This is a genomic window from Xanthomonas sp. BRIP62415 (assembly GCF_003993515.1).
Lineage (GTDB): Bacteria > Pseudomonadota > Gammaproteobacteria > Xanthomonadales > Xanthomonadaceae > Xanthomonas > Xanthomonas euroxanthea.
In genome coordinates, this window is the sequence record NZ_QEZH01000018.1 from 248,828 (window position 1) to 267,672 (window position 18,845).

Here is an 18,845-nt window from a genome sequence, read left to right on the forward strand (position 1 = left end):
GTGCCAATCTTCAAGTGATTGAAAGCAATCATCTTTATGGGCTGGCGGGCGGTGTCCGCAGTGTCCGCGGACACCGCTGCGGACAGGTTGTCCGGGCATGGTCATGCAGCGGACAAGAGCGGACACGCTAAAATGCGCGGCTTCGTCCTCAAGGGTTGTCCTATGTGCGGCATTGTCGGAGCGATCGCCGGGCGCGACGTGGTCCCGGTCCTGATCGAGGGACTCAAGCGTCTGGAGTACCGCGGCTACGATTCTTCCGGCATCGCCGTGCTCGATGGCGACCAGGTGCGCCGCGTGCGCCGCACCGGGCGCGTGGCGGAGATGGCGCAGGCGGCGCAGGCCGAGCAGTTCGGGGCCACGCTGGGCATCGGCCACACCCGCTGGGCCACCCATGGCGGGGTCACCGAGGCCAATGCGCACCCGCACATCAGTGACGGCGTGGCGCTGGTGCACAACGGCATCATCGAAAACCACGAACAGCAGCGCGAGAAGCTGCGCGCGCTGGGCTACACCTTCGAGTCGCAGACCGATACCGAAGTGATCGCGCATCTGATCCATCACCATCTGGGCAGCGCAGGCGACCTGTTGACCGCGCTGCAGCGCACCGTGAAGGAGCTCACCGGTGCCTACGCGCTGGCGGTGATGAGCCAGGCCGAGCCGGAGCGCTTCGTCTGCGCGCGCATGGGTTGCCCGTTGCTGATCGGCGTGGGCGAGGGCGAGAACTTCGTCGCCTCCGATGTCTCGGCCATCGTGCAGGCCACCCGCCAGGTGATCTTCCTGGAAGAGGGCGACACCGCCGAGTTGCGCCGCGATGGCGTGCGCATCTTCGATGGCAACGACGCGCCGGTCGAGCGCCCGTTGCATCTGTCGGATGTGTCGCTGGCATCGCTGGAACTGGGCCCGTTCCGCCATTTCATGCAGAAGGAAATCCACGAGCAACCGCGTGCGCTGGCCGATACCATCGAAGCGGCGATCGATGCCAAGGGCTTCCCTGCGTCCCTGTTCGGCCCGACTGCCGAAGCGGTGTTGCGCGACATCGAAGGCGTGCAGATCCTGGCCTGCGGCACCAGCTATTACGCCGGCATGACCGCGCGCTACTGGATCGAGGCGATCGCCGGGCTGCCGTGCAGCGTGGAGATCGCCAGCGAGTACCGCTATCGCGCCGCCTACGCCAACCCGAAACATCTGATCGTCACCATCTCCCAATCCGGTGAAACGCTGGACACGATGGAGGCGCTGAAATACGCCAAGTCGCTGGGGCATCTGCACACGCTGTCGATCTGCAACGTGCCCGAAAGCGCCATCCCGCGCGCCAGCGAACTGGTCTGCTACACGCGTGCCGGTGCCGAGATCGGCGTCGCCTCGACCAAGGCGTTCACCACCCAGCTGGCGGTGCTGTTCCAGCTGACCATGGTGCTGGGCAAATTGCAGGGGCGCATCGGCGAAGCCGAAGAGGCGGACTATCTGGAGCAGCTGCGCTTTCTGCCCGGCAGCGTGCAGCACGCGCTGAATCTGGAGCCGCAGATCATGGCCTGGGCCGAGCGTTTCTCGGTCAAGGAAAACGCACTGTTTCTCGGCCGCGGCCTGCATTACCCGATCGCGCTGGAAGGCGCGCTCAAGCTCAAGGAAATCTCCTATATCCACGCCGAAGCGTATCCGGCCGGCGAGTTGAAGCACGGCCCGCTGGCGCTGGTGGACGCGGCGATGCCGGTGGTGGTGATCGCGCCCAATGACCGCCTGCTGGAGAAGGTCAAATCCAACATGCAGGAGGTGCGTGCACGCGGCGGCGAGCTGTTCGTGTTCGCCGACCAGGACAGCCACTTCAGCGAATCCGAAGGCGTGCACGTGATCCGTACCCCGCGCCATGCCGGCGTGCTGTCGCCGGTGATCCACACCATTCCGGTGCAGCTGCTGGCGTATCACACCGCACTGGCGCGCGGCACCGATGTGGACAAGCCGCGCAACCTGGCCAAGTCGGTGACGGTGGAGTAGGTAGGCGCAGGTGATCGAAGGGCTGCGCTCGGTGCAACGCGAGCGCAGTCGCCGCCAGCTACGGCATCCACCCACGTGCATGGCGGTTCTCCACCGCACCTGCAGACGACTGCCCGCCGCGTCTGGCCAGCCTCCCCCTTGGTTGCGCCTGGCATCGGGTGACGGGTGCGGCGGCTTGCGTCGCCATGACCCACAGGTTGAGGGGTCATCGGGTCGTGCCACCGGGTTCAGGGCGCGATCGATGCGGAAGTGATGGAAGATTGGCAGACGACCGGTCCGGCTGCCAACGCGATGGCCCAGGTTATGCATACGCTTGCTGCGAGGGTCCCATCACGCAGGAGGACGTATGCACGAGTCTTTCAAACAGGGCGCGCCTGCCGAGTTGTGGCAGGCGTTGGTACGTGAGGCCGGGCAGCGGATCGCACATCCGCTGGACGAATCGCGCGAGCACTATCTGGTGTTCGTGCTGCTGCGCCTGCAGCGCGATGCGCAGCTGGTCTCGCGCACCCAGGCGCTGGCCTGGCTGCACGCGCAGGACCAGACCGGCAGTCTGCGGGCGGATGCATTGCGCGACATCGGAGATCAATGCCTGCTGATTGCAGGCCTGTTTCCCGGGATCGCGCAGCGCCGCCGGCTCAGCGTCGATTACTTCATCGAACTGGGCCGCGGCGCATATTTCGAAGTGGCCGACACCCGCTACAGCGATGCAGGCCTGTTTGCACAGTTGGCCGGGACCTACCGCGAACTGGTCCGCACGCTTGCCGCACTGCGCCCGCCGCGCCAGTGGCAGCGCAGTCACGGCGGACTGCTGCATGCGTAGCTAAGCGTCACTTCCGGGGCGGTCCCTACAGCTGTGGGGACCGCCCCGACTGCCAAGTGCGCACGATGCGCTCACACTCAGCCCGCAACTGAGCGTTCTAGCCGACTGCGGACCGTTGTCTGATGGACCGAAGCACTGTGCGGTTGATCGCTGTCCGCGCGATCTGACAGTGCCATGTCGCATTGCGTGGGGGACACGCAATGCGACGCTGTTTCCAGGGGAAGGAATCCATGAAAGCGTTTATTGCGGTGGCGGCCTCGGCGCTGAGCGGCGCCGCAATGGCCAGCGATGTCCCGCCCGGCGTCGTGGCGCACGATGGCACCCGCATCTGGGTGCATGGCGCGCGGACACATGCGGGAGCGGTGGTCTCCGCTGGCGCAGCCTGTTCGCGCGCGGCGTTTGGTGGCAAGTGCCGGTAGCGTAATGCTTGAAATCGTCGGTGCCCGGGAACTCCGGGCACCTTGCCATGCGGCGTTATGCGTTACGCCAGCGGCGTATTGGAGATGATCTCCACCCAGTAGCCGTCCGGGTCCTTGATGAAGGCCAGGTGCTTCATGCGGCCGTCCTCCAGGCGTTTCTGGTACGGCACGTTGAGGCTGTCGAAACGCGCGCAGGCGGCGTGGATGTCCGGTACCGAGATGCAGATGTGGCCGAAGCCGCGTGGGTCGCTGTTGCCGTCGTGGTAGACCGGGCCGTCCTGGGTTTCGGTGCCGTGGTTGTGGGTGAGTTCGAGCACGCCGGGGATGCCGGCCATCCACAGCCGACGCGCGGCATCGTCGTCGGGGATCGCGGTGCCGTCGGGCAGCAGGGCCAGGAAGTACAGGCTGAACTGCGCATCGGCAAAATGGCGCGCATCCAGCAGGCGGAAGCCCAGCACGCGCGTATAGAAATCCAGCGAACGCTGCGCATCCTTGATGCGCAGCATGGTGTGGTTGAACACGAAGCCGGCGGTGTCGGCAGGTGCGGCGCTGGCGCCGGGGACGTGTTGCAGGTCGGTCAAGGGCATTGTGGTCTCCTCGGTGGAATGTGGTGGCAGGTCGGGCTGCGCTGGGTGCCGATGGTAGCGGGGCAGGGGTTGTCGGTATGTCTGCAGGGTGCGCATCGGTGATCTGGCGTCGCGCTCCGATCGATCGCGCGCGCCAGCACGACTTGCGCTGGTCAAGCGCGTGGCATGGGCCTGCATTGGAATCCCAATGGCCAGGCCCATGCGCACACCGGCTGTCTCAGAACCAGATGCGCACGCCGGCGACGAACCGGCTGTCGCGTGCAGGCTCATCGTCGATCGCAGCGCGGCGGGCGGTGTCGCCGAAGCTGCGGCTGTGCACCCAGCCGATATAGGGCGCGAAGCGGCGGGTGATTTCGTAGCGCAGCCGCAGGCCGACCTCGACCTGCTCCAGGCCGCTGTCGACGCCGCGCCGGTCATCATCGGTGAGGGCGATGCTGGCTTCCACACGCGGTTGCAGGATCAGCCGGTTGGTGAGCAGCACCTCGTACTCGCCCTCCAGCCGCAAGGCGGCGCGGCTGCCACTGCCGACGTAGAGTGTGGCTTCGGTCTCGAACTTGTAGGGCGCCAGTCCCTGCACGCCGAAGGCGGCCCAGCTGCGATGCTCGCCCGCCCCGATGTCCTGGCGTGCACCGACCAGCAGATCCCACCATGGCGAGATGGCGTGGCCATAGAACGCCTCCACCGATGCGGCCTGCGTGCGCCCGTCCTGCCGCTCGCCTTCGCTGCGCAACCAGAGCCGGTCGATATCGCCACCGATCCAGGCGCGTGCTTCCCAGTCCTGGCCACTGCCGCGCGTGGTGTCGAAGGCTTCCAGCCGATCGAGCAGTACGTAGTGATTGATGCCTGGCGCGTGCATCGCATGGTGCTGCAGGGGTGCGAATGCCGCAGCGATTTCCTCGGCCGTGGGCTCGGGGATCGGCATGCGTGGCACTGCGCTGGCGGTGGGTGATGCCGGTGTTTGCGTGGTTGCTTCGGGATGCGGCGCGTGTTCCATCGCGGCGTGATCCATCGCCCCGTGCTGCGCCTGTCCATGTTGCATCGACGCATGCTCCATGGACGCGTGATCCATCGACGCGTGCTCCATCGCGTCGTGGTCGCTGTCTACCTGTGATTGCAGGGTGGGGTCCGGGTGCGGATTGGCAGAGGTCTGGCGTGTGGCGTGCTGGACATCGGCGTGCTGCATGCCGGCGTGGTGCGTCGATGTCGGCACTGCCGAAACGTCGGCGTGTACCGCGCGTTGCGCAGGCGTGCCGTCAGCAGCGTTTGTCGATGCCGATGCCGATGTGGTGCTGGAGTGCTGCGCGTGGTGCAGATGCGCATGATCCATCTGCATTGCATCTGCGCTCACCTGCGCGGATGACGGCGATGTCTCTGTCGCGATGGACGTCTGCGGCTGGGACGCCGTCGCCTGCTCAGCCATCTGCATCGCATGCGCGTCATCGGCATGCGCGGATGGCGCCATCACCGCATGCTGATGCTCCTGTGCAGCAGCCGATGCGCTCAGCAGTAGTGCGAGCAGCGCCACGTGTTGCGTATGCAGTGCGCTCATGCCTCCACCCGCACTTCGCGCATCATGCCCGCTTCCATGTGGTACAGCAGATGGCAATGGTAGGCCCAGCGGCCCAGCGCATCGGCGCGGACGCGATAGCTGCGGCGCGTGCCGGGCGGCATGTCGATGGTGTGCTTGCGCACCTGGAAATTTCCGTCGGCGTCTTCCAGATCGCTCCACATGCCGTGCAGGTGGATGGGGTGCTGCATCATGGTGTCGTTGACCAGCACGATGCGCAGCCGCTCGCCGTACTGCAGCCGCAAGGGCTCTGCCGAGGCGAAGGCGATGCCGTCGAACGACCAGGCGAATTTCTCCATATGCCCGGTCAGATGCAGTTCGATCTCGCGCCCGGGCTCGCGTCCGTCCGGATCCTCGAACAGGCTGTGCAGGTCGGCGTAGCACAGCACCCGGCGGCCGTTGTCGCGCAGGCCAACGCCGGGGTCGTCCAGGCGCGGCGCGGTGGCATTGCTGCGCATGTCGATCAAGGGATTGCCATCTTCGCTGGCAGGGTGGCGTGGCGTCTTGTCGTGCGCATCCGCCGGGGAAGCGTCATGCGTGTGCAAGGAATGCCCCGCATGCGCGGCCTGCATCCCGGCGGCGCCGTGCATCGGCGGTACCGCATGGTGCATGCCATCGCCGTGCCCCATGTCCTGCACGGTCAAGATCGCGCGCGGGTCCAGCGCCGGTATCGGCGCCTGCAACCCCTGCCGCACCGCCAGCGTGCCGCAGGCGAAGCCGGTGCGGCCCATGTCCTGCGCGAACAACGTAAACGCATCCTGGCCGATGGGTTCGACCAGTACGTCGAAGGTTTCGGCCGCCGCGATGCGCAGCTCGTCCACGCTGACCGGATGCACGTACTGGCCGTCGGCGGCCACCACGGTCATGCGCAGGCCGGGGATGCGGATGTCGAAGTAGGTCATCGACGAGCCGTTGATGAAACGCAGCAGCACCTTCTCGCCGGGGGTGAACAGTCCGGTCCAGTTGCCTGCCGGGGCGACGCCGTTGAGCAGGTAGGTATAGGTGTTGGCGTTGACGTCGGACAGGTCGGTCGGGGTCATGCGCATGCGTCCCCACATGCCGCGATCGGCCAGCGTTGCGCGCAAGCCGTCGTCGCGCGCACCGCGCAGGAAATCGCCCACCGTGCGCTGCGCGTAGTTGTCGTGGCTGGGCATCTGCTTGAGCCGCCGGAACAGCGCGGCCGGGTCCAGGTCGGTCCAGTCCGAGAGCAGCACCACATGCTCGCGATCGTGCCGATACGGCGGCGGCGCCAGCGGGTCGATGACGATGGCGCCATACAAGCCAGCCTGCTCCTGGAACATCGAATGGCTGTGATACCAGTAAGTGCCGGACTGGCGCAGCGCGAAGCGGTAGTGATACTCCTGGCCCGGCGCGATGCCGTCGAAACTCATCCCCGGCACGCCATCCATGTTGGCCGGCAGCAACAGGCCGTGCCAGTGCACCGAGGTGGGTTGGTCGGCCAGCGCATTGCGCACGCGCACGCTGACCGTGTCGCCCTCGCGCCAGCGCAGCGTGGGCGCCGGCAGGCTCTGGTTGACGGTGATGGCGCTGCGCGTGCGCCCGGTGAGGTTGACCGGCATGCGGCCGATCTGCAGCGATTGGCTGCTGCCGCGCAACTCGGGCGTCGCCGGGGGGGCGGCACGTGCAGCGCCGCGCCACAGGCCGCCAGTGGCGGCGATGCCGCCCAGGGCAAGGCCTTGCACGAAGCGGCGTCGGCTCAGGCCCCCATTGGAGGGTGGATCGAAAGAAGTTGGATCGAAAGACATGACATCTCCACTGCGGCCCACCACTGAAGGCGGGCGCATGCATCGCTGGGAAACCCACGCAACACGCGCGCGGGACCGATGACGGCCAAGGCCGTCAGCGCTCAGGCGATGGGAGGTCGAACCGGTTGCTCGGGCACCGGGCTGCCGCGCCCTTCGGCCAGGGTGGCAGGCAGGGTGGGGCGGCCAGGCAGGCCGGCGGGCACCGCAGGCAGGGTCAGCAGGGCGAGGCTGCAGTGCTGCAGGCAGTCGCAGCTGCCCAGCTTGCAGCAGTCGGCCGCGTGCGCGTGCCTGGCCTGGTCCGGGGTATGCGCCGCAACGGGTGGCTGCGTGTCCTCATGGCACGGCAACGCGGCCGGCATCGCCGCGTGCGCCATCGCTGCGGCCGACGCCGCCTGGGCCGAGGCCATGGCCGGCAGCGCCATGCCCACCGACGCCCAGGCGCCGGTGGCCGTATTGGCAACCAGGCACAGGCACAGCAGCAGGCGGAGCAGGCAACGCAGCACGGGCAGTCAGGGCGGCGGACAGGTGCGGCCAGCATAGCACCGGCGCCCAGCTGTCCGCCCGATGACCCGCCCGCCGTGGCCGCGCGCCAGGCAGCGGTAGAATTGGGGCTTCCTTCGCCGCACAGTCCTGCCATGTCGCAGCGCCAGTGGGTGGCCGCCGCCATCCAGAAGATCGAGGCCGATTTCAACCGTTCGGCCGACACCCATCTGATTCCGATGGACCTGCCGGGCTTTCCGGGCATCGACCTGTATTTCAAGGACGAGTCCAGCCACCCGACCGGCAGCCTCAAGCACCGGCTGGCGCGCTCGCTGTTTTTGTATGCGCTGACCAACGGCTGGCTGCGTGCGGGGCGGCCGGTGATCGAGGCGTCCAGTGGCTCGACCGCCATCTCCGAGGCCTATTTCGCGCGGCTGCTGGGTGTGCCCTTCATCGCGGTGATGCCGGCGTCGACCTCGCCGGAAAAGATCGCCGCGATCCAGTTCCAGGGCGGCCGCTGCCACCTGGTCGAACGTGCCTGCGATCTGGACAGTGCCTCGCACCAGCTCGCACGCGAGACCGGCGGCCATTTCATGGACCAGTTCACCTACGCCGAGCGCGCCACCGACTGGCGTGCCAACAACAACATCGCCGAATCGATCTTCAAGCAGCTGGCCGAGGAGCCGCATCCGATTCCCGACTGGATCGTCTGCAGCCCCGGCACCGGCGGCACCAGCGCCACGCTGGGCCGCTATGTGCGCTATCGGCGCCATGCCACCCGCATCCTGTGCGCCGACCCGGAAGTGTCGGTGTTCTTCGACGGTTATTGCCGCGCGGTGGACGGGCAGTGCCCCAAGGAGCTGGCCATCACCGGCGGCTCGCGCATCGAAGGCATCGGCCGCCCGCGGGTGGAGTCCAGCTTCATCGCCAGCTGCGTGGACATGATGATCAAGGTGCCCGACGCCCTGAGCCTGGCGGCGATGCGCCATGTCAGCGCCACGCTCGGCCGCCGCGTCGGTGGTTCCACCGGCACCAACTTCGTCGGCGTGCTGCAGGCCGCCCAGCGCATGCGCCAGGCCGGCCGCAGCGGCTCCATCGTCACCATCCTGTGCGATGCCGGCGAGCGCTACGCGCACAGCTACTACGACCCGGCCTGGTACGCGGCGCGCGAGATCGACGTCACCGACAGCGATGCGGCCATTGCCATCGCCGTCAACGGCGGCGACTTGCCGGCGCTGCCTTGTGCAGCGCTGGAATGACCGCCATATCCTGCACGCCGCCGGCAAAACCGTTGCGTATCGCAACCTCTGCCAGCACCTCATCCTGATTCCTGATCCAGTCCACTGCCGGAGCGCCCCATGACCAACCCGCTGCTCGACCTGTCCGGACTGCCGTCCTTCGATGCGATCCGCCCCGAGCACGTGGGCCCGGCGATCGATCAACTGCTGGCCGACGCCGAGGCCGCAGTGAAAGCGGCCGAGCAGGTCAGCCCGGTCAGCTGGGACAGCTTCGTGGTGCCGCTGGACGATGCCACCGAGCGGCTGTGGCGCGCCTGGGGCCAGGTCGGCCATCTGCAGGCGGTGGTCAACACGCCGGAACTGCGCGAGGCCTACAACAGCAACCTGCCCAAGCTCAGCCGCTTCGGCAGTGCGCTGGCGCAGAACCTGGCGCTGTACGCGCAGTACAAGGCGCTGGCCGACGCGCCGGAAGCGGCGCACTACGACGCCGCGCGGCGCAAGGTGCTGGAAAACGCGCTGCGCGATTTCCGCCTCGGCGGTGCCGAGCTGGATGACGCGTCCAAGGCCCGGTTTGCGCAGGTCCAGGAAGAACTGTCCGCGCTGGCCGCCAAGTTTTCGCAGAACGTGCTCGATGCCACCGATGCATGGTCGTACGTGAGCGAAGACGAAAGCGAGCTGTCCGGCCTGCCCGCCGAAGTGGTCGCCGCGGCACGCGCCGCTGCCGAAAAGGACGGCGTGCCGGGCTGGAAGCTCACCTTGCAGATGCCGTGCTACCTGCCGGTGCAGACCGATGCGGACAATCGCGAACTGCGCGCGCGGCTGTATCGCGCCAACGCCGAGCGCGCCTCCGAGTTCGGCGATGCGGCGCTGGACAACAGCGCCAATATCGATCGTATTCTGGCCCTGCGCGCCGAGCTGGCGCAGCTGCTCGGGTTTGCCAGTTACGCGGAGTATTCGGTCGCCACCAAGATGGCGCAAAGCCCGGACGAAGTGATGGGCTTCCTGCGCGATCTGGCGGTGCGCGCCAAGCCGTATGCGCAACGCGATCGCGCCGAACTCGAAACCTTTGCACGCGATGCGCTGGGCCTGGACGAACTGCAGGCCTGGGATCTGGCCTACGCCAGCGAAAAACTCAAGCAGGCGCGCTACAGCTTCTCCGAGCAGGAGGTGAAGCAGTACTTCACCGAGCCGAAGGTGCTGGCCGGCCTGTTCGATGTGATCCACAGCCTGTATGGCCTGACCGTCAAGCTCGATCGTGCGCCGGTCTGGCATGAGGACGTGCGCTTCTATCGCCTGGAAGATGCGCAGGGCGCGCTGGTCGGCCAGTTCTACCTGGACCTGTACGCGCGCGAAGGCAAGCGGGGCGGCGCATGGATGGACGATTGCCGCAACCGCCGCGACACCGCCAATGGCGTGCAGACGCCGCTGGTGTATCTGGTGTGCAACTTCGGCCGCGGCAGTGGCGATGCCCCGGCCACGTTCCGGCATGGCGAAGTCACCACGCTGTTCCATGAAATGGGCCACGGCCTGCATCAGTTGCTCACGCGCATCGGCGAACTGGGCGTGGCCGGCATCAACGGCGTGGAATGGGACGCGGTGGAACTGCCCAGCCAGTTCATGGAGAACTTCTGCTGGGAATGGGAGCGCGTGCAGGCGATGACCGCGCACGTGCAGACCGGCGAGCCGCTGCCGCGCAACCTGTTCGATCGGCTGCTGGCCGCGCGTAATTTCCAGAGCGGCATGTTCACCGTGCGCCAGCTGGAGTTCGCGTTGTTCGACATGCAGCTGCACAGCAGCTTCGACCCGACCCAGGACAACGTGCTGCAGCTGATCGAGCGCGTGCGCGACGAGGTGGCGGTCAACCGCCCGCCGGCATGGAATCGCTTCCCGCACCAGTTCAGCCACATCTTCGCTGGCGGTTACGCGGCCGGTTACTACAGCTACAAGTGGGCCGAAGTGCTCAGCGCCGATGCCTACGCCGCCTTCGAAGAAGCGCCCGAGCAGGTGGCCGACACCGGCGCGCGTTTTCGCCATGAAGTGTTGTCGCGTGGCGGCAGCCGCAGCGCGGCCGACAACTTCCGCGCCTTCCGTGGGCGCGCGCCGAGCATCGATGCGCTGTTGCGGCATAGCGGCATGGCCGGCTGAGCCGGGATAGGGGATCGGGAGTGGGGGATCGGGAGCGGGGAGTGCCAAGCGCGCGCTCTCGGCACACCGCCCCCCAAATCCCGGTTCCGCGCGGCGCCTTGCGCCGTGCCACTACACCCGGCCGAACACCAGCGCCGCGTTGGTGCCGCCGAAGCCGAAGCTGTTGGACATCACCGTATTCAACGTGGCGTCACGGGTCTGCCGCAGGATCGGGAAGCCTTCGGCGCGCGGGTCGAGTTCGTCGATATGCGCCGAGCCGGCCATGAAGCCGTCACGCAGCATCAGCAGGCTGTAGATCGCCTCGTGCACGCTGGCGGCGCCCAGCGAATGGCCGGACAGCGCCTTGGTCGAGGACAGCGGCGGCACGTTGTCGCCGAACACCTCGCGCACCGCGCCCAGTTCGGTGACATCGCCCAGTGGCGTGGAGGTGCCATGGGTGTTGAGGTAGTCGATCGGCTGCGTCAGGCCGTGCATGGCCATGTGCATGCAGCGCACCGCACCTTCGCCGCTGGGCGCGACCATGTCGGCGCCATCGGAGGTCACGCCATAACCGAGCAATTCGGCGTGGATGTGCGCGCCGCGCGCGATGGCGTGGTCGTAGTCCTCCAGCACCAGCATGCCACCGCCGCTGCCGATGACGAAGCCATCGCGCTGCGCATCGTAGGGGCGCGAGGCCACCGCCGGGCGGTCGTTGAAGCCGGTGGACAACGCGCCCATCGCATCGAACATCACGCTCATGGTCCAGTGCAGTTCTTCGCCGCCGCCGGCGAACATCACATCCTGCGCGCCATGCCGGATCAGATCGGCGGCCGCACCAATGCAATGCGCCGAGGTCGCGCAGGCCGCCGACAGCGAATAGCTCAGGCCGCGGATCTTGAACGCGGTTGCCAACGAGGCCGAGACCGACGAGCACATCGTGCGCGGCACCATGTACGGGCCGACCTTGCGCACGCCGCGGTTGCGCAGCAGATCGGCGGTTTCCACCTGCCACTGGCTGGACCCGCCACCGGAGCCGGCAATCAGGCCGGTGCGCAGGTCGCTGACCTGCTCGGCATCCAGTCCGGCATCGGCGATCGCATCGCGCATGGCCAGATAGGCGTAGGCCGAGGCATCGCCCATGAAGCGTTTGAGCTTGCGGTCGATCAGGCTGTCCAGATCCAGCGCCACCGCGCCGCCCACCTGGCTGCGCAGGCCGGCCTCGGCATGATCGGGCAATGCGGTGATGCCCGAGCGGCTCTCGCGCAAGGCGCTGGAGACGGTGTCCAGATCATTGCCCAGACAGGACGTGATGCCCATTCCGGTGACGACGACACGACGCATCAGAAATTCTCCGTTGAGGTGAACATGCCCACGCGCAGGTCGTTGGCCGTGTAGATTTCGCGCCCGTCCACCAGCATGCGTGCATCGCTCTGCGCCATCACCAGCTTGCGGTTGATCACGCGGCTGACATCGATTTCGTAACTGACCAGTTTGGCGCTGGGCAACACCTGGCCGGTGAACTTGACCTCGCCGCAGCCCAGTGCGCGGCCGCGGCCTGCGGCACCGATCCAGGTGAGGAAGAAGCCGGTCAGCTGCCACATCGCGTCCAGGCCCAGGCAGCCGGGCATCACCGGGTCGTCGATGAAATGGCAGCCGAAGAACCACAGGTCCGGGCGCACGTCGAGTTCGGCGCGGATCACGCCCTTGCCGTGCGCGCCGCCGCTGTCGCTGATCTCGGTGATGCGGTCGAACATCAGCATCGGATCGTTGGGCAGGCGGGCACTGTCGGGCCCGAACAATTCCCCGCGCGCGCTGGCCAGCAGCTGGTCGCGCGAGTACGCACTTTGACGAGTCATGACGAACGTTTCCTGCAAGAAGCGAAAGGCGAGGCGGGCAAGGGTGCATGAGGGCGCGCGGTTCAATCAAACGTTTTATCCGTACGCATGCGTGCTGTTTTCAGCCGCGCGCGCAGTGCGGCAAGCGCGTTGTGCCGACACTAGCGAGCGCAGGCGACGGCCTCCGGCCAAGCGCGGTCAGGCGTGCGTACTCGGGGCGGGACGCTGGGAAAAAGACGCAGCTGCGCGTCCTGCCGACGCTTGCGTCCGTTCGCGCCCGGGCTGACGCCCTGACCCGGCGCAAGGCGTGAGACGCGGCTGATTTATCATTGCCGGTACGCTTTCGGAGAGATGCCAGCTTGATGCGCAAGATCGTGCACGTGGACATGGATGCGTTCTACGCGTCCGTGGAGCAACGTGACGACCCATCGCTGCGCGGCAAGCCGGTGGTGGTGGCCTGGCGCGGTGCGCGCTCGGTGGTGTGCGCGGCCTCGTACGAAGCGCGCACCTATGGCATTCGTTCGGCCATGCCGGCGCTGCGTGCCGAGCGCCTGTGTCCAGATGCGGTGTTCGTGCCGCCGGATTTCGCGCGCTACAAGGCGGTGTCGCGGCAGGTGCGCGAGATCTTTCATCGCCACACCGACCTGGTCGAGCCGCTGTCCCTGGACGAAGCCTACCTGGACGTCACGCAGGCCAAGACCGGCATGCAGCTGGCCACCGAAATCGCGCAGCTGATCCGCACCCAGATCCGCGAGGAAACCCGGCTCACCGCATCGGCCGGCATCGCACCGAACAAGTTCCTGGCCAAGATCGCCTCGGACTGGCGCAAGCCCGATGGGCAGTTCGTCATCGCGCCCAGTCGCGTGGATGCGTTCCTGCTGCCTCTGCCGGTCAACCGCATTCCCGGCGTGGGCAAGGTGATGGACGGCAAGCTGGCAGCGTTGGGCATCGTCACCGTGGCCGATCTGCGGCTGCGCCCCCTGGAAGAACTGCAGGCCCATTTCGGCAGCTTCGGGCAGAGCCTGTACCGGCGCGCGCGCGGCATCGACGAACGCCCGGTCGAGCCGGACCAGGAGGTGCAGTCGGTGTCTTCGGAAGATACCTTCAGCGAGGACATCGCACTGGAGGCACTGGATCCGCACATCCTGCGCCTGGCCGAGAAGACCTGGCTGGCCACGCGCCGCACCGAGCGTATCGGGCGCACCGTGGTGCTCAAGTTGAAGACTTCCAACTTTCGCATCCTGACCCGTTCCTACACGCCGGATCAGCCACCGGCTTCGCTGGAGGTATTGGCGGAGATCGCGCTGGCGCTGACCCGGCGCGTGGAGTTGCCCGACGACACGCGCTATCGCCTGGTCGGTGTGGGCTTGAGCGGTTTCAGCGACGCGGAAGCGGGCGCGGTGCAGGGCGAGTTGTTCGGCGAGATGCCGCAGGCACAGTGAGTGCGCGTGCCGTACCCGCGTTGCTGCGGACGTGGCGTGCAGCGTGCAGCGATGACGGCAACCACGCGCGCATGCGCACCTGCATCGGCGCCTGCATTGAGCATCCGCAGTGCGCCACGGTGACGCGCCCTGAATCCCGTCGCTCGTACACTGCAGGCCGCTCCCCCAACGAGACTGTGCGCATGTTTCCGTATCCGCTGGTGATCTTCGACCTGGATGGCACGCTGGTGGACAGCGCACCCAATATCGCCGAAGCGCTCAATGCCACCTTGCAGGAACTCGGGCTGCAGCAGTTCAGCGAGGCGACGATCCGCAGCTGGATCGGTGAAGGAGTGCACGTGCTGCTCGCCACCGCCTTGCGCGAAGCCGGCGGCACGCACGATGCTGATACCGAGATGCCGGTGATGATGCGTCACTACCAGGCCAGCCTGCTGCACAACCCGCAGCTCTATCCCGGTGTTGCCGAGGCATTGGCCGGCCTGCGCCAGGCCGGTGCCACGCTGGCGTTGTGCACCAACAAGCCCGCGCGCTTCATCGCGCCGCTGCTGGAGCATCTTGGTATCGCTGCGCATTTCAGCAGCGTGCTCGGTGGCGATTCGCTGCCGCAGCGCAAACCCGATGCGGCGCCGCTGCTGCACCTGGCCAGCCAGTTCCGGCTCACCCCGCAGCAGTGCCTGATGGTCGGCGATTCGGCCACCGATGCGGCGGCGGCAAACGCCGCGGCGATGCCGCTGGCGATGGTGCGTTACGGCTATCTGCGCGGCTTCGATGTGCACAGCGCCGGGGCGGTGGCGATCATGGATGACATGCGCGAGCTGCTTGCCTTGAAGCAGAACGCGCAAGGGGATCGGCACCGGGTGTAGACTGCGTCCAGCATGGCTTGCAGCAGCAATGCCGCGCTCGGCTTGCCGCCCTGGATCAACGTCGCAGGCCTGAGACCGGCAGCGTAAGCCAGCCGGCATGCGCACCTGTCTGCAATGGTGCGCAACGCCTTGCGACAAAGCGCTGCTCTGGTTCCGCCAGTGCCGCATGCCGCTCCGCTAGCGCGTTCGTTCCATTTGAGAATGAATCGCATCCGTGTAGAATGTCCGGACAACTTTGACTGCGTCAGCGCCTGGCAAGCACATCATGCGCCTGCTGCACGCAGCCTCCCCCACGTATCACCTCAAGCCGTCGCCAGAGGTCCATCGCCTGTCGAGAGGTTTGAGAATGTCCGCATCACGCCGGTCATGGATGTCTGCGTCTGCACGTCGTCCCGTGTTGTCCCACCGTCAGCTGGTGCTGGCCATTGCGCTTGGCTGTGGCAGCGGCATCTGCAGCGCATCGGCCGAAGACGCCGCGGCCGAGCCGCAGTCGCTGGACACCGTGCACGTCACCGCCGCGCAGATCGCCCGCCAGGCCCTGGGGTCATCGGTCATCACCGCCGAGGACATCGAACGGCGTCCGCCGGTCAACGATCTGTCGCAGTTGCTGCGCACCATGCCGGGCGTCAACCTCACCGGCAACAGTGCCTCCGGCCAGTACGGCAACAATCGCCAGATCGACCTGCGCGGCATGGGCCCGGAAAACACGCTGATTCTGGTCGATGGCAAACCGGTGGGATCGCGCGATGCGGTGCGCATGGGCCGCAGCGGCGAGCGCAATACGCGCGGCGACACCAACTGGGTACCGGCCGAAGCGGTGGAGCGCATCGAAGTGCTGCGCGGCCCGGCGGCGGCACGTTATGGCTCCGGTGCCTCCGGCGGCGTGGTCAACATCATCACCAAGAAGCCCACCGGCGATCTGACCGGCTCGATGAGCCTATTCGGCCTGGTGCCGCAGCACGGTGCCGAAGGCGGCGGCCAGCGTGCCGGCTTCCAGCTCAGCGGACCGCTGAGCGATACGTTCTCCTTCCGCCTGTATGGAAACCTCAACAAGACCGATCCGGATTCGCTGGAGCTCAATCGCCGCTTTGCCAGCAGTGCCGCTGCGGTGCCGCCGGCCGGGCGCGAGGGCGTGCGCAACAAGGACATCAACGGCCTGCTGCGCTGGGATCCGATGGAAGGCCAGGTGATCGAACTCGATGCCGGCGTCAGTCGCCAGGGCAATCTGTATGCCGGCGATCGTGCGGTCAGCGCCGATGGCCTGGCCGGTGCCGACCTGGGCGCCTTGTTCGGCAGCGAAACCAACACCATGATCCGCCGCACCGCCTCGCTGACCCATCGCGGCACCTGGGCGCTCGGCACCTCGCGCCTCACCGCCGCCTATGAGGGCACCGACAACACCCGCCTCAACGAAGGCCTGGCCGGCGGGCCGGAAGGCTCCATTGCCGCCAGCCTGCTCAACTCCACCGCCACGCTCGACAATCTCAATATCGATGGCGAGTTCAACCTGCCGCTGCAGGCCTGGGCCGAGCAGGTGCTGACGCTGGGCTTCGAGCGCCGCCAGAGCCGCCTCAGCGATGCGTATTCGATGTCGCAGATGGTGAGTGCCGGTGGTGGTTTCCCCGGCCTTCCCAACGGGACGCGCAGCCCGCGCAGCGAGGCCACGCTCAGCGCGGTGTATCTGGAAGACAACATCTACGCCAGCGAGCGGCTGACGCTGACGCCGGGTGTGCGGCTGGACCACCACAGCCAGTTCGGCAACAACCTCAGCCCCAGCCTCAACGTGCAGTACAAGCTCAGCGAAGACTGGTTGCTCAAGGGCGGCATCGCGCGCGCCTTCAAGGCACCCAACCTGTACCAGTCCAACGCCAATTATCTGTATTACACGCGCGGCAATGGCTGCCCGGTGCTGTTCCCCAATCTCGGCTCGGGCTGCTATATCCAGGGCAACGACGATCTCGATCCGGAGACCAGCATCAACAAGGAAATCGGCGTCGAGTGGGCGCCGCAGACCGGTCACCATGCCTCGCTGACGTACTTCCACAATGCCTACGACGACAAGATCGTCGCCGGGATGGTGCCGGTCGGGGTCACGGTCGACCGGCGCGGGCAGGTGTTCCAGTGGACCAACGCATCGGAAGCGATCGTGCAGGGGGTGGAAGGCAATCTCACCCTGCCGCTGCTGGGCGAGCAGGGCCGCGTGTTGAAGTGGAATACCAATGTCACCTACATGATCGAGAACAAGAACACCGCCACCGATCAGCCGCTGTCGGTGATCCCGGAATACACGGTCAACACCACGCTGGATTGGCAACCGACCCAGGCCTTGTCGTTGCTGCTCACCGGCACCTTCTACGGCAAGCAGGAGTCGGCCACGCAATCGAGCACCAGCGGCGGTGCCATCGCCCCCGACTCGCGCGACCCCTACGATCTGTGGGGCGTCAGTGCGCGTTACCGCATCACCCGCAAGGTCAGCGTGGGCGTCGGTGTGGACAACCTGTTCGACACCCGTCTGTTCCGCGAAGGCACCAACAACACCAGCGGTGCAGCGGGTGCAGCTACCTACAACGAGCCCGGTCGCGCGTATTGGGCGAGCCTGAGTTTCGGTTTCTGACAGCAATGCGGCAGCGCGCGCGAACGTGGGCGCACGACGAGGAGAACATGCAGTGACGCGACGTGATTCCTGGTGGCTTGCCTGTGCCGGCGTGCTGACGTGGATCGTCGGCACGGTGCCGGCTTTCGCACAGCCGGACCTGAGCCGCACGATCGGCAGCACTGTCGCCGATCGCCCCAGTGCCTCGTATGTCTTCAGCGCATTGCGCCTGGATTCGGCCGATGGCCAACGCCATTACCGCGTGCGCATTGCCACCCCCAAAGCCGTGCCACCGGCGGCGGGATATCCGGTGGTGTATCTGCTGGATGGCAATGCGGCATTGATGGAACTGGATGAGCGCCTGCTCGACAGCCTGTCCACCCACGGCGATGCGCCGGTGCTGGTGTTCATCGCCGACGACAGCGCGTTGCGCATCGATGCGGTGGGGCGCAGCCTGGACTACACGCCTGCGCGCTACGGCGACGGGCGGGTGGAAACCGATCCGCTGAATCCGCAGCGCAGGACCGGCGGTGCGGCGGCGTTCACGCAGCTGATCGCCACACGTATTCGCCCGCAGGTGGAAGCGCGCGTGGCGGTGGATCGTCAGCGGCAGACGCTCTGGGGCCATTCGTATGGCGGGCTGTTCGTGCTGCAGGTAGTGCTGACGCAGCCGCAGCTGTTCCAGCACTACGTCGCGGTCGATCCGTCGCTGTGGTGGGGCGATGGGTTTATCGTCCAGCAGGCGCAGCGAGTGGTCGAGCAAGCCCGGGACGCCTCGGCAGACATACAGCAAGCCACGCGTCGTCTGACGCTGCTGGCAGGCGAGGGCGGAGCACCGGCGAACCCTGCAAGACCCGATCGTCCGGGGCGGCCGCGTGCAGATCCGCAGGCCGCACAGCATCTCGTAGCGCTGCTGTCGGCGTTACCGGGCCTCACCGCCGAGTACCGACCGCTGCCAGGCCTCAGCCATGGTCAGACGTTGGGCGCATCGCTTGCGCCAACGTTACAAGCTGCAGCGGCGCGTTGACGACACTCCATCGAGCAGGCGATCGAAGCGACGCCGCGCTGGGCATCAACAGGTGCGCTCTCGCCGATCGCAGCGCTGGCGCCGCACGCATG

Annotated in this window: 15 protein-coding genes; 9 read left to right on the forward strand and 6 right to left on the reverse strand. The window is 66.9% G+C overall.

Annotation, left to right across the window (positions count from 1 at the left end; genetic code table 11):
• Positions 1-162: 162 nt before the first annotated feature.
• From glmS to EO141_RS06990, 3 genes are all read left to right on the forward strand, one after another.
• Positions 163-1,992, forward strand: coding sequence for a glutamine--fructose-6-phosphate transaminase (isomerizing) (gene glmS / locus EO141_RS06980; RefSeq protein WP_127168869.1), 1,830 nt, complete (start codon positions 163-165; stop codon positions 1,990-1,992).
• Between the two features lie 346 nt (positions 1,993-2,338).
• Positions 2,339-2,812 carry a hypothetical protein gene (locus EO141_RS06985; RefSeq protein ID WP_104649366.1) on the forward strand — a complete coding sequence of 158 codons (474 nt, stop codon included), beginning with the start codon at positions 2,339-2,341 and terminating at the stop codon, positions 2,810-2,812.
• A gap of 230 nt (positions 2,813-3,042) precedes the next feature.
• Positions 3,043-3,231: a hypothetical protein gene (locus tag EO141_RS06990; protein ID WP_126970862.1), complete on the forward strand. Its 189-nt coding sequence runs from the start codon at positions 3,043-3,045 to the stop codon at positions 3,229-3,231.
• Positions 3,232-3,293: 62 nt separating this feature from the next.
• Here the strand turns inward: EO141_RS06990 and gloA are convergent, their stop codons facing one another.
• The 4 genes from gloA to EO141_RS07010 form a co-directional block, all read right to left on the reverse strand.
• The gene (gene gloA, locus EO141_RS06995) at positions 3,294-3,818 is read right to left on the reverse strand and encodes a lactoylglutathione lyase (RefSeq protein WP_104583264.1); all 525 of its coding nucleotides are present in this window, start codon (positions 3,816-3,818) and stop codon (positions 3,294-3,296) included.
• A gap of 217 nt (positions 3,819-4,035) precedes the next feature.
• Positions 4,036-5,367: a copper resistance protein B gene (locus EO141_RS07000; protein WP_127168813.1), complete on the reverse strand. Its 1,332-nt coding sequence runs from the start codon at positions 5,365-5,367 to the stop codon at positions 4,036-4,038.
• The gene (locus EO141_RS07005) at positions 5,364-7,172 is read right to left on the reverse strand and encodes a copper resistance system multicopper oxidase (RefSeq protein ID WP_206514787.1); all 1,809 of its coding nucleotides are present in this window, start codon (positions 7,170-7,172) and stop codon (positions 5,364-5,366) included. The genes EO141_RS07000 and EO141_RS07005 overlap by 4 nt, the downstream gene beginning before the upstream one ends.
• 80 nt (positions 7,173-7,252) lie before the next feature.
• Entirely contained in the window at positions 7,253-7,654 is a 402-nt protein-coding gene (locus tag EO141_RS07010; protein ID WP_127168815.1) for a CopL family metal-binding regulatory protein, read from the reverse strand.
• Positions 7,655-7,786: 132 nt separating this feature from the next.
• Here EO141_RS07010 and EO141_RS07015 point away from each other — a divergent pair, with 132 nt between their 5' ends.
• Both EO141_RS07015 and EO141_RS07020 read left to right on the forward strand, forming a co-directional pair.
• Positions 7,787-8,890 carry a PLP-dependent cysteine synthase family protein gene (locus tag EO141_RS07015; protein WP_104583268.1) on the forward strand — a complete coding sequence of 368 codons (1,104 nt, stop codon included), beginning with the start codon at positions 7,787-7,789 and terminating at the stop codon, positions 8,888-8,890.
• 99 nt (positions 8,891-8,989) lie between these two features.
• Positions 8,990-11,014, forward strand: a complete 2,025-nt coding sequence (locus EO141_RS07020; protein WP_127168816.1) for a M3 family metallopeptidase — start codon at positions 8,990-8,992, stop codon at positions 11,012-11,014.
• A 111-nt stretch (positions 11,015-11,125) separates the two neighbouring features.
• Here EO141_RS07020 and fabB read toward each other — a convergent pair whose 3' ends face one another.
• Together fabB and fabA are read right to left on the reverse strand one after the other, a co-directional pair.
• Entirely contained in the window at positions 11,126-12,334 is a 1,209-nt protein-coding gene (fabB, locus tag EO141_RS07025; RefSeq protein WP_104649373.1) for a beta-ketoacyl-ACP synthase I, read from the reverse strand.
• The gene (fabA, locus tag EO141_RS07030) at positions 12,334-12,849 is read right to left on the reverse strand and encodes a 3-hydroxyacyl-[acyl-carrier-protein] dehydratase FabA (RefSeq protein WP_104649437.1); all 516 of its coding nucleotides are present in this window, start codon (positions 12,847-12,849) and stop codon (positions 12,334-12,336) included. Before fabA ends, fabB begins: the two co-directional genes overlap by 1 nt.
• Positions 12,850-13,190: 341 nt before the next feature.
• Between fabA and dinB the strand changes: the two genes are divergently transcribed.
• From dinB to EO141_RS07055, 4 genes are all read left to right on the forward strand, one after another.
• Positions 13,191-14,270 (forward strand): DNA polymerase IV, encoded by a 1,080-nt coding sequence (dinB, locus tag EO141_RS07040; RefSeq protein ID WP_127168818.1) that lies wholly within the window; start codon positions 13,191-13,193, stop codon positions 14,268-14,270.
• Between the two features lie 182 nt (positions 14,271-14,452).
• Positions 14,453-15,133, forward strand: coding sequence for a phosphoglycolate phosphatase (locus tag EO141_RS07045; RefSeq protein ID WP_104583323.1), 681 nt, complete (start codon positions 14,453-14,455; stop codon positions 15,131-15,133).
• A gap of 370 nt (positions 15,134-15,503) precedes the next feature.
• On the forward strand, positions 15,504-17,747 hold the full coding sequence (locus tag EO141_RS07050; protein ID WP_127168819.1) for a TonB-dependent siderophore receptor: 2,244 nt from the start codon (positions 15,504-15,506) through the stop codon (positions 17,745-17,747).
• Positions 17,748-17,838: 91 nt separating this feature from the next.
• Positions 17,839-18,753, forward strand: a complete 915-nt coding sequence (locus tag EO141_RS07055) for an alpha/beta hydrolase-fold protein (protein WP_127168870.1) — start codon at positions 17,839-17,841, stop codon at positions 18,751-18,753.
• Positions 18,754-18,845: the final 92 nt, after the last annotated feature.

Excerpts from the sequence above, each read along its gene's own strand:
- glmS (WP_127168869.1), top strand. The coding sequence starts at position 163 with ATGTGCGGCATTGTCGGAGCGATCGCCGGGCGCGACGTGGTCCCGGTC.
- EO141_RS06985 (WP_104649366.1), top strand. The coding sequence starts at position 2,339 with ATGCACGAGTCTTTCAAACAGGGCGCGCCTGCCGAGTTGTGGCAGGCG.
- EO141_RS06990 (WP_126970862.1), top strand. The coding sequence starts at position 3,043 with ATGAAAGCGTTTATTGCGGTGGCGGCCTCGGCGCTGAGCGGCGCCGCA.
- gloA (WP_104583264.1), bottom strand. The coding sequence starts at position 3,818 with ATGCCCTTGACCGACCTGCAACACGTCCCCGGCGCCAGCGCCGCACCT.
- EO141_RS07000 (WP_127168813.1), bottom strand. The coding sequence starts at position 5,367 with ATGAGCGCACTGCATACGCAACACGTGGCGCTGCTCGCACTACTGCTG.
- EO141_RS07015 (WP_104583268.1), top strand. The coding sequence starts at position 7,787 with ATGTCGCAGCGCCAGTGGGTGGCCGCCGCCATCCAGAAGATCGAGGCC.
- EO141_RS07020 (WP_127168816.1), top strand. The coding sequence starts at position 8,990 with ATGACCAACCCGCTGCTCGACCTGTCCGGACTGCCGTCCTTCGATGCG.
- fabB (WP_104649373.1), bottom strand. The coding sequence starts at position 12,334 with ATGCGTCGTGTCGTCGTCACCGGAATGGGCATCACGTCCTGTCTGGGC.
- fabA (WP_104649437.1), bottom strand. The coding sequence starts at position 12,849 with ATGACTCGTCAAAGTGCGTACTCGCGCGACCAGCTGCTGGCCAGCGCG.
- dinB (WP_127168818.1), top strand. The coding sequence starts at position 13,191 with ATGCGCAAGATCGTGCACGTGGACATGGATGCGTTCTACGCGTCCGTG.
- EO141_RS07045 (WP_104583323.1), top strand. The coding sequence starts at position 14,453 with ATGTTTCCGTATCCGCTGGTGATCTTCGACCTGGATGGCACGCTGGTG.
- EO141_RS07050 (WP_127168819.1), top strand. The coding sequence starts at position 15,504 with ATGTCTGCGTCTGCACGTCGTCCCGTGTTGTCCCACCGTCAGCTGGTG.